The organism is Sodalinema sp. (genome assembly GCF_046483825.1).
Lineage (GTDB): Bacteria > Cyanobacteriota > Cyanobacteriia > Cyanobacteriales > Geitlerinemataceae > Sodalinema.
On the sequence record NZ_JAWOCL010000236.1, the window covers coordinates 1 to 9,434 of the forward strand.

Sequence of the window (9,434 nt, forward strand, 5' to 3'; positions counted from 1 at the left end):
TGCCCCTGGACAAAAGACAGTATGACTGTCCGAACTGTCACGTCTCCATAGATCGTGATTTAAATGCGGCAATTAATTTGGAAAACGCGGAGAGTTCAACCGTGTAAGCCTAGTGATGGAAAGGTCTCGGAAGATCCAAGCTAGGAACTAAACATCAAATGATTAAGTTTGAGTAAGTTTTAGAGAGCGGAAAGACTTAGGGGCGTACCTTGATGGTTGCTCTCTTTGGGGACTAATCGCCGAAGCGATAGCCTTTGCCGTAAACCGTGTGAATTAGGGGAGGTTCGCCGGAGATGGAGAGTTTGCGGCGTAACAGACGAATTGAGGCCGCGAGGACATTGCTGCTGGGGGGACGATCGCCATCCCAGAGATACTCATGGATTTGTTGGTGGGTTAGGAGTTGTCCGGGATGGCTCATGAAATAGGCCAGTAGCCGCAGTTCTTTGCCCGACAGGTCGATGGTGCGTCCCTGACGATGGGCCAGTTGGTTGTCGAGGTCGAGTTCGAGATCCCCGACCTGTAATCGCTGTTGGCCCGGGGTTGGGGAGGTTGACGTGGCGTCGGGACGTGGGTGGCGATCGCCGTCCCAATGGGGCGATCGCCGCAGTAAGGCCCGCACGCGAGCCAGGAGTTCTCGCAGTTCAAAGGGTTTGACGAGATAGTCATCGGCGCCCGCGTCGAGTCCTAAAACGCGGTCATCGAGGGTATCTTTGGCGGTGAGGAACAGGACTGGGGTGGTGTCTCCATGCGATCGCCGCTCCCGACAAACCTCTAACCCTGAGGATTCGGGAAGCATCCAGTCTAAGACCAATAAATCATACTGATGTTGGGCCGCTAGGGTGAGTCCGTCTCGTCCGCTGAACGCCACGTCAATCTCATACCCTTCTCGTTTTAAGGCTTGCGAGAGAGGAGTGGTTAGTTCAATTTCGTCATCAACGAGAAGAATACGCATGGCGAGGGACTTGGAAGTGAGCGGTGAGGCTGCTTCCATTTTACGGCTTGGGGGATGTCTCCTGGCTCAGAGTTGACCGTTGATGGGTTTTGGGAAGCGTCAACAATCCGATGCGAGTCGATGGACGTATTGCCAGTAGATGCAACCCTAGACCCCAAGATAGACCCTGTGGGTCATCACAGGTCATCACATCTGGGGGCGATCGCGATACAGTACAAGAACTGACCCGATTTTTTGATTATGACCCAAAACACTCCCTCGACCCTGCGTCCAAACTCATCCCAGACCTCTTCCCAGACCTCTTCCCAGACCTCATCTCAGACTTATGATGTCGAACAGGTGGTGCTAGAGCGCTATCAAGCTGGAGCCGACCAAGTTCAGCCGAGTTTGTGTTGTCCCACCGAGTACGACAACACCTATTTGAAGCTGATTCCCCAAGAAATTTTGGAGAAAGATTATGGCTGCGGCGACCCCTCTCGTTATGTTCAGGCTGGCGAAACCGTTTTAGATTTGGGATCGGGGGCTGGAAAAATCTGTTATATCCTGTCTCAAAAAGTTGGTGCTAATGGCTCCGTGATTGGGGTTGATTTCAATGACAAAATGTTAGCCTTAGCTCGCAAGTATCAAGATGAGATGTCCGAAAAAATCGGATATCAAAACCTATCATTTGTCAAGGGTAAAATTCAAGATTTAGCCCTTGATATGCAGCAGGTTCAACACTGGCTGAGTGAACATCCGATTCACAATTTAGAGGACTTGTCTGACTTTGAACAAGCCTGCGATCGCCTCCGCCGAGAAACGCCCCTCATCGCTGACAATAGCATTGATGTGGTCGTCTCCAACTGTGTCCTTAATTTAGTGCGTCCTCGGGACAAACAGCAGCTTTTCCAAGAGATTTTCCGAGTCCTCAAACCCGGTGGTCGGGCGGTTATTTCCGATATTGTGAGTGACCAATTCCCCACCGAGACGATTCTCAATGACCCCGACTTATGGAGTGGTTGTATTGCTGGGGCGTTCCAAGAAGCGGAGTTTCCTAAAAAGTTTGAGCAAGTGGGATTTCGTGATGTTAATGTCCTCAGTCGTCAGGAAGAACCTTGGCAAGTTGTTGATGGAATTGAGTTTCGATCGCTGACGGTTCGCGCCTATAAAGGAACCGTAAAAGCGACTCCTGGCCCTTCGGCGGTGCGATCGCAATCCTCCCAACCCTCATCCACCCCTAAACAATCCTGCTGTTCCTAGTTTAATTCCGTTCAACTTATTAACGCTTAAACATTTGGGTGAGGACTCTCTTACCTCACCCTTGTTGCACGATTTGAACATCTAACGTATCCTATTCTTCATGGTACAAGCTCCGACTCGCTCTCAAACCATTACCCCATTTCATCACAAGCTTGACGCACCCCTAACCAAACAACAAATCTCAGTGTTGCAGGTGAACCTCGGGAAACGCTGCAATCTCGCCTGTAGCCATTGTCATGTCGAAGCTGGCCCGAAGCGAACCGAAGAAATTTCGCGAGAAACTTGGCAGGATTTAGTCACCTTAATTGAGCAGTTTCCTCAGATTAAAACTCTTGATTTAACCGGCGGAGCGCCGGAAATGCACAAGGGGTTTAAGCCCTTAGTTGAAGCCGCTAGAGCCAATGGAAAAGAGGTTATTGTTCGCTCCAACTTAACCATTTACTTTGTCCCTGGCTATGACGATATGCCAGAGTATTTCGCTCAAAATCAGCTTCGAGTGGTTGCCTCGCTGCCCTGTTATCTGGCAGACAATGTTGATAAAATGCGCGGAAATGGCGTGTTTGATGAGTCAATTCGCGCCCTGCAATGGCTCAATCAATTGGGATATGGACGACACCCAGAACTGAGCTTAGATTTAGTCTATAATCCGCCGATGCCTTGGTCTCAGGATGACTTTCGACTCCCGCCAGATCAGAAGGCATTGGAAGCCGCCTATAAAGCTCATTTAGGGGAGCAATTTGGCGTTGAGTTTAACAATCTTTTGACGATTACCAATCTCCCCATTGGACGGACTAAACAGTTTTTGCAACGTCAGCATCTACATGAATCTTACACGGCTTTTTTAGAAGCCAATTTCAATTCCGCGACGGTGGCGGGGGTGATGTGTCGTAATCAGCTTTCGGTGGATTATCTGGGAAATATCTATGATTGTGATTTCAACCAGATGGAGGGGGTTGAGGCTCTCGCGGCGACGGGAGAACCGTTAACAGTGCAGACGTTGTTGCAGGCGGGGAGTTTGGATGTCATTGAACAAATCCAAACTCGGGACTATTGTTATGGCTGTACGGCGGGATGTGGTTCGAGTTGTGGCGGTGCGTTAACGTAGGATTGACCCGCCTCAAGGGGAGTAATGACGAGTCAAAACTGGAAGGCTTCTAAGGCGAAAACAGTCCGTTGAAGGCTCTTCGACTGGTTCATTGCTTCCCGAACACGCCACGGCTGGCTGATAAATTTCAACAGCGGTGCATTGTAGTCTTTACCAACCTTTGCCGTACTACCTTGTTCTGGCACAATCGCCTGTCTTAGATCTTTTTGTTTTGAAGTTCTGACTAAATTGATTAAGTCTCGTTTCGGGTCATCAACCAGGTCTGGATTTTGGGGTACTTTGGCTAAATCTACGGCAAAAAAATCAGAAAATGCCCGACGATCTGCCAAAAGCCAAGACTCAACCTCTCGCACAGCAATCCGAAAGAGAAGATTGGGATGTTTCGGTTGACCACCTAACCAGTCTTGAATTAAGGTGATGGGGCAATCTGTCTGATCTAAATCCGTTAAAACCAGATAGGGACTCCCTTGTGCCGCTTTGTTGAAGCCTCTGATATTCTTTTTGATGTAGCCAAACCCATTTTTACTCAACCGCAGTCCCACGACATAGTCTGCTTCAACATGGGCTAAAATTTTATCTAAAACGGCACCCCTGAGGACATCTTCATAGACTAAGTTAATTGGAGTTGAACTCACGACCACAACTCTAACTCTAATTGCTGTATATTCGGGGGGGCGGTCTGTGGTAAGGCCGTCTCTGAAATGGTGAGTCCGGCTTCAAGAAGTTGGCGAATTTCTGGAATTGAAGAAACGACTCTAGCCTCTGTCCCCTCCTTTTTCGGTTGCATCATGATTACTTCTCGACCGTCAATTCCCGGGTCTGAGAGTAAATCTGCACTATGGGTACTCAGAATAACTTGACTCTTTTTCCCTTTCTGTAATCGAGCAATAATAGCTGGAAGTTTGGCGACAATTGCCGCATTCAGCGACAGTTCGGGTTCTTCTAATAAAAGAATCGAGTTTTTTGTTTCTAACAATGACCAAAATAGGGCAATTAGACGTAAGGTTCCATCAGAAAACTGGTCTTCTCGTTGTTTACCCGCTTTAGGTCGCCAATGTTCATAGACGGCTTCCAGGTGAGGATGTCCCATATCATCTTTGATATCCGTTAACTGCTTCATTTGAGGAACAGCTACTTTTAAAGCATCTTCTATCTTGCTCAGCCAAGCTTTGCGGGTTTTATCAGGAGTTTTGATAACCCGCTCTAGGAAGTTTTTGCCAAACGGATCTGCCCGCAGAGTGGCGCTTTCAAAGGTATCGGGATATCTGAGGAGTTGTGGGACGAGATGTAAGTAAAGGGTCGATTGAAAAAAAACTTGAATGTCTCTAAAGTCTCGATTAAATCGGAGTTGCTCTAAGGCAGTTTGTGTCAGTAGTTTTACATCCTCTTCATCATCTTTGTCCGGTCTATTTAAAATTAGACAGTTATTTTTCCAGACTTTTTCCCAAGCTAAAATTGGAGGGTTATCTCCCCCTTTTTGATTTTTGATGCCAATGCTATAAACCCACTGAGGCGGACTGGATAAATCTGCTCCTAGGTGAACTTCAATTTCGATGGTGGGGTAACGGCGGGCATAGAGAGAGCGCAGTTTCAATACGCCCCCTCGTTCTTTGACCGCCCGCTGCAACCCACCGCCATCGGGGTCAGCAATGTCCCGCAAAAAGCGAAATACATCCAAAAAGTTGGACTTTCCACAAGCATTGGGTCCAATCAAGAAGACTCGTTCTCGAAGTTGAACATCAATATCAGTGAAGTTTCTCCAGTTTTTGAGTTTAATCCGTTGAATGTACATTGATTAATTCAGGAGAAGACAGGTTTAAGCCTAAGGGCGTTGTAAGTTGCCGTAGGGGCGAAAAAATTTTCGCCCCTACAATTTTGTATACCCTGCAACAAATCCCACCGTAGATCCAGAAGACCCTTAAACCTTTAAGTTTTGCGTCACACGAGTCATCGCTTCTTCGACATTGGCGCGGCTGTTAAAGGCCGAAATACGGAAATAGCCTTCACCGGCGGCCCCAAAGCCAGACCCCGGCGTTCCGACGACGTTGGCGGTTTGTAGGAGTTTGTCGAAGAACTCCCAACTGGATAAACCATTGGGGGTTTTGACCCAGACATAGGGTGCATTCACGCCCCCATAGACCGTTAAACCGGCGTTGCTGAGGCGATCGCAGATGATTTTAGCGTTTTCCAAGTAAAAGCCCACTAACGCCTTGATTTGCGCCTGTCCTGCCTCGGAATAGACGGCTTCTGCCCCCCGTTGCACAATGTAGGAAACCCCGTTGAACTTGGTGGATTGGCGACGATTCCAGAGTTGATGGAGTTGGACCGTTTCGCCGCTGGCGGTGGTGGCGGTTAGGGTTTTGGGAACCACGGTGTAGGCGCAACGAGTCCCGGTGAAGCCAGCATTTTTAGAGAAAGACCGGAATTCGATCGCACAGTCTTTCGCCCCTTCAATTTCATAGATCGAATGCGGCAAACTGGCATCGGTAATAAAGGCTTCATACGCCGCATCAAACAGGATAATGGCTTGATGGTCTCGTGCGTAATCAACCCAGGCTTTTAAATGCTCTTTCGTCGCCGTTGCCCCGGTGGGGTTATTGGGGAAACAGAGATAGACTAAATCGACCTTTTCTGAGGGAATTTCAGCGGTGAAATTGTTATCCGCTGAAATGGGCATATAGACTAACCCCTCATATTTACCATCGTCGTTGGCGGGGCCAGTATGTCCGGCCATGACGTTGGTATCGACATAGACGGGATACACGGGATCCGTCACCGCAATGCGGTTATCTTTGCCAAAGATGTCTAGGATATTTCCGGTGTCACATTTTGCCCCATCGGAGACAAAAATCTCGGAGGCGTCGATGTCACAATTGCGGGCTTGGAAATCCTGGGCGGCGATTTTTTCTCGTAGCCAACCATAGCCTTGTTCGGGGCCATAGCCTTTGAAGGTGGCGCGATCGCCCATTTCGGAAACCGCCTTCGACATGGCGTCCAAACAGGCTTTAGGCAGGGGTTCAGTGACATCGCCAATGCCCAATTTAATAATCGGGGCCTCGGGATTCGCCTCCGTAAACGCCGCCACACGACGGGCAATTTCTGGGAATAAATAGCCCGCTTTCAGTTTTAGGTAATTTTCGTTAATCGTTGCCATTGTTGTTCAATACTCTCAATCAATACACAGGATCATCCCGGCCAGTCTTGCATTTTATCGCAGCCTAGAGCCGGGGGCTAGGGTTGGTCTTCGGGCTAAGCTTGGGGTTAAGCTTAGGATTGGGCCATCAGAACGCCGGGTTGTTGCTGTCGGGGTAAGACATCGAGGATATCTTCCTGGGCGCAATACTCTAAATCAGCGTTACAGTTGAGTCGTAAGAGTCGTTGGCCGTGACTGGCGATCGCCATGAGGTCCACCAGGCGATCGCGCCATTGTTCATATAACGCCAAGGCGGCCACCGTTTCATCATTTCCGGCCAGTTCCGCCAAGCTGACAGACCCCGACTCTAGCAAACTGGCGACGATCGCCCCGGCGCAGACGGTATCCTCTAAGGAGTAACTTCCTTGCCAGCCTGAACCGACCAAATAGACGGTTTCGGGTTGGTTTTGGGCCAAAAACTCCACCACGGCCCGGCGATTCACCAACGCCGCTGTCAGGAGAATTGGCGCGGCTTCGACTCGGTGTAGGGCGCGGGTTCCGTTGGTGGTACTCAGGAACAGACGACATCCTAAGACGCGATCGCGGTGATATTCTAGGGGCGAATTGCCAAAATCGCAGCCCTCAACCTTGGCACCGCCTCGTTCCCCCGCTCGCAGGCGTTTTGAGGGGTCCCAGCCGTCGCTGGCCGCCATGAGTTTATCGATATCGCTAAAAGCTTGCACCGCTTCGGCCCCAGCAGCGAGAACCGTGGCGATGGTGGTTGTGGCCCGGAGAACATCGATGGCCACCGCACAGGCGGGGATTGGCTCAACCGGGGTGAGTTCGGGAGTGTGATAACAATAAACCTTCACAGCAGTTGGGGGCAATTTGACATCAACAACGCCCTTCATCCTATCAGGATGTGTTCATCCCATTGACTCGATGAGGAACGTCGCCAACACTCGTCTCTTGAGTTGTCTCGTGGTCTATTCGTTGTCTATGAAATCCCTGTGACCTCCTATTGAGGGCAATTTTCACCTACACTTCCTATAGTGCAACCTGTTTTTAAAGAACCGTTGGCGAGAGATAGACCCCTCAGCGGTCTGAGCCGTTTCCATCCCTCTATCCCCTCGCTCAATCCCCGTCTATGTTAGTCAAAGCATCTCCGAAACCCTTGCGTTGGCAACGCACCCGAACCTCTCTGTTCGCCCGCCAGGTGGAAATTTTTGCGGCTACGGCCAAGCTATTGTGGTTTCTTGGCTGCGATCGCCTCCGGGGAAAACGTGATTCTAAACATCGTCAACGTCGCGCCCAGTGGTTAGTCAACACCCTCCTCGATTTAGGGCCAACCTTTATCAAAATCGGTCAAGCCCTCTCGACGCGAGGGGACTTATTACCCCTCGAATATATCCGCGCCCTCTCCCAACTGCAAGATAAAGTTCCGCCCTTTTCTTCCGATGAGGCGATCGCCCTAATTGAAAAAGAACTCAAAAATTCCCTCCATAGCCTCTATCGAGACTTTGATTATCATCCCATTGCAGCCGCCAGTTTAGGACAAGTTCACAAAGCCCGCCTACACACGGGGGAAGATGTGGTCGTGAAAGTCCAACGACCGGGCTTAGAGAAACTCTTTAATTTAGATTTTCAAGTCCTTTATCAACAGGTTGTTTTAGCCGAGCGTTTATTTCGTTGGACTCGTAAATATGACCTCCAATCCATTTACAACGAGTTTCGGACTTATATTTACGAAGAAATCGACTATATTCATGAAGGCAAAAATGCCGAGCGTTTTCGAGAAAACTTTGAAGAGTCGGACACCATTTTAGTGCCAAAAGTCTATTGGCGCTATACCACCTCTAAGGTTCTTACCCTCGAATATCTACCGGGGATTAAAATCAACGATAAAGAAACCTTAGAATCGATTGGCATCAATCTCCGGGAACTCAACGTCATGGGGATTGGCTGCTATCTCAAACAACTGTTAATTGATGGTTTTTTTCATACCGATCCCCATCCGGGAAATATGGCAGTTACCCCAGAAGGACAGATTATTTTCTATGATTTCGGCATGATGTCAGAAATTAACTCTCTCAATCAAACCGAAATGACGCGGAGTTTCTTTGCTGTCTTGCGTAAAGACACCGATGAAGTCCTCGAAACGCTGATTTCGATGGGGTTAGTTGAGGAACTCTCTGATATGACTCCCGTGCGAAATTTGGTACAGTTTGCCCTAGATCGATTTCGCGATCGCCCCATTGAATTTCAAGAATTTGGGGAACTCAAACGGGAACTCTACACCATGTTTGAACAGCAGCCGTTTCGACTTCCCGCCCAAATGACGTTTGTCTTAAAAGCCCTAGGAACCCTCGATGGAATTGCCCGAACGTTAGACAGTCAATATAGCTTAATTGGTTGCGCCAAACCCTTTGTTAAAACCTTAGTGGTTGAGAATCAAAGTGGGCGAGGACAGGTGTTTGGTGAGATTACCCGTCAAGCTAAAGGCTTTATCAATCAACGCTTCAATCGCCCCAGCCGCGCAGAAGTGCTACTACGAGAACTTGAGGGGCGACTCGAACGGGGCGAGTTTCAATTCCGCACCAACTCGCCAGAAATGGAACGGCAAATGCAGCGGATTCAACTTATGTTAACGGTGTTAGTCTATGCCTGCATCACCGGGTTTTCTATCCTGTCAGGGGCTGTTTTTCTCTCAGGAACCTATCCCATTGCAGCTTTTATTGCCTTCGGCATTTCCGGCTTATCCGCGTTCTTTTTCCTCAAATCGTTTCTTATCTTTATTATCCGAGAACGCTTTTAGGGCAAGAGGCAAAAGGCAAGAGGCATAACCCACCCCTAACCCCTCCCAAGAGGGGATGGCAAGAGGCAAAAGGCAAGAGGCATAACCCACCCCTAACCCCTCCCAAGAGGGGATGGCAAGAGGCAAAAGGCAAGAGGCAAGAGGCAAAAGGCAAGAGGTGGGTTCTCCCCTCCTGGGAGGGGTTAGGGGT

General features: G+C 49.2%; 9 protein-coding genes. 4 read left to right on the plus strand and 5 right to left on the minus strand.

From position 1 onward, the window contains the following. Positions 1-5: 5 nt before the first annotated feature. Positions 6-107, plus strand: coding sequence for a zinc ribbon domain-containing protein (locus R6U67_RS15225; protein ID WP_410252681.1), 102 nt, complete (start codon positions 6-8; stop codon positions 105-107). A 125-nt stretch (positions 108-232) separates the two neighbouring features. On the opposite strand, the gene R6U67_RS15230 is transcribed toward R6U67_RS15225, so the two are convergent. Next, positions 233-952, minus strand: coding sequence for a response regulator transcription factor (locus R6U67_RS15230; RefSeq protein ID WP_410253336.1), 720 nt, complete (start codon positions 950-952; stop codon positions 233-235). Positions 953-1,192: 240 nt separating this feature from the next. Here R6U67_RS15230 and R6U67_RS15235 point away from each other — a divergent pair, with 240 nt between their 5' ends. Both R6U67_RS15235 and arsS read left to right on the plus strand, forming a co-directional pair. Further along, entirely contained in the window at positions 1,193-2,191 is a 999-nt protein-coding gene (locus R6U67_RS15235; protein ID WP_410253337.1) for a methyltransferase domain-containing protein, read from the plus strand. A 100-nt stretch (positions 2,192-2,291) separates the two neighbouring features. After that, positions 2,292-3,296: an arsenosugar biosynthesis radical SAM (seleno)protein ArsS gene (gene arsS, locus R6U67_RS15240; RefSeq protein ID WP_410253338.1), complete on the plus strand. Its 1,005-nt coding sequence runs from the start codon at positions 2,292-2,294 to the stop codon at positions 3,294-3,296. 32 nt (positions 3,297-3,328) lie between these two features. Here arsS and R6U67_RS15245 read toward each other — a convergent pair whose 3' ends face one another. The 4 genes from R6U67_RS15245 to R6U67_RS15260 form a co-directional block, all read right to left on the minus strand. Next, complete coding sequence (locus R6U67_RS15245; protein WP_410253339.1) at positions 3,329-3,931, minus strand: hypothetical protein; 603 nt, start codon at positions 3,929-3,931, stop codon at positions 3,329-3,331. Further along, complete coding sequence (locus tag R6U67_RS15250) at positions 3,928-5,088, minus strand: AAA family ATPase (RefSeq protein ID WP_410253340.1); 1,161 nt, start codon at positions 5,086-5,088, stop codon at positions 3,928-3,930. The genes R6U67_RS15245 and R6U67_RS15250 overlap by 4 nt, the downstream gene beginning before the upstream one ends. A gap of 126 nt (positions 5,089-5,214) precedes the next feature. Continuing rightward, positions 5,215-6,450 carry an LL-diaminopimelate aminotransferase gene (locus R6U67_RS15255; RefSeq protein ID WP_410253341.1) on the minus strand — a complete coding sequence of 412 codons (1,236 nt, stop codon included), beginning with the start codon at positions 6,448-6,450 and terminating at the stop codon, positions 5,215-5,217. A gap of 113 nt (positions 6,451-6,563) precedes the next feature. Then, the gene (locus R6U67_RS15260; RefSeq protein ID WP_410253342.1) at positions 6,564-7,301 is read right to left on the minus strand and encodes a 2-phosphosulfolactate phosphatase family protein; all 738 of its coding nucleotides are present in this window, start codon (positions 7,299-7,301) and stop codon (positions 6,564-6,566) included. Positions 7,302-7,576: 275 nt separating this feature from the next. On the opposite strand from R6U67_RS15260, the gene R6U67_RS15265 reads away from it, so the two are divergent. Beyond that, positions 7,577-9,244, plus strand: a complete 1,668-nt coding sequence (locus tag R6U67_RS15265) for an ABC1 kinase family protein (RefSeq protein WP_410253343.1) — start codon at positions 7,577-7,579, stop codon at positions 9,242-9,244. Positions 9,245-9,434 lie beyond the last annotated feature (190 nt).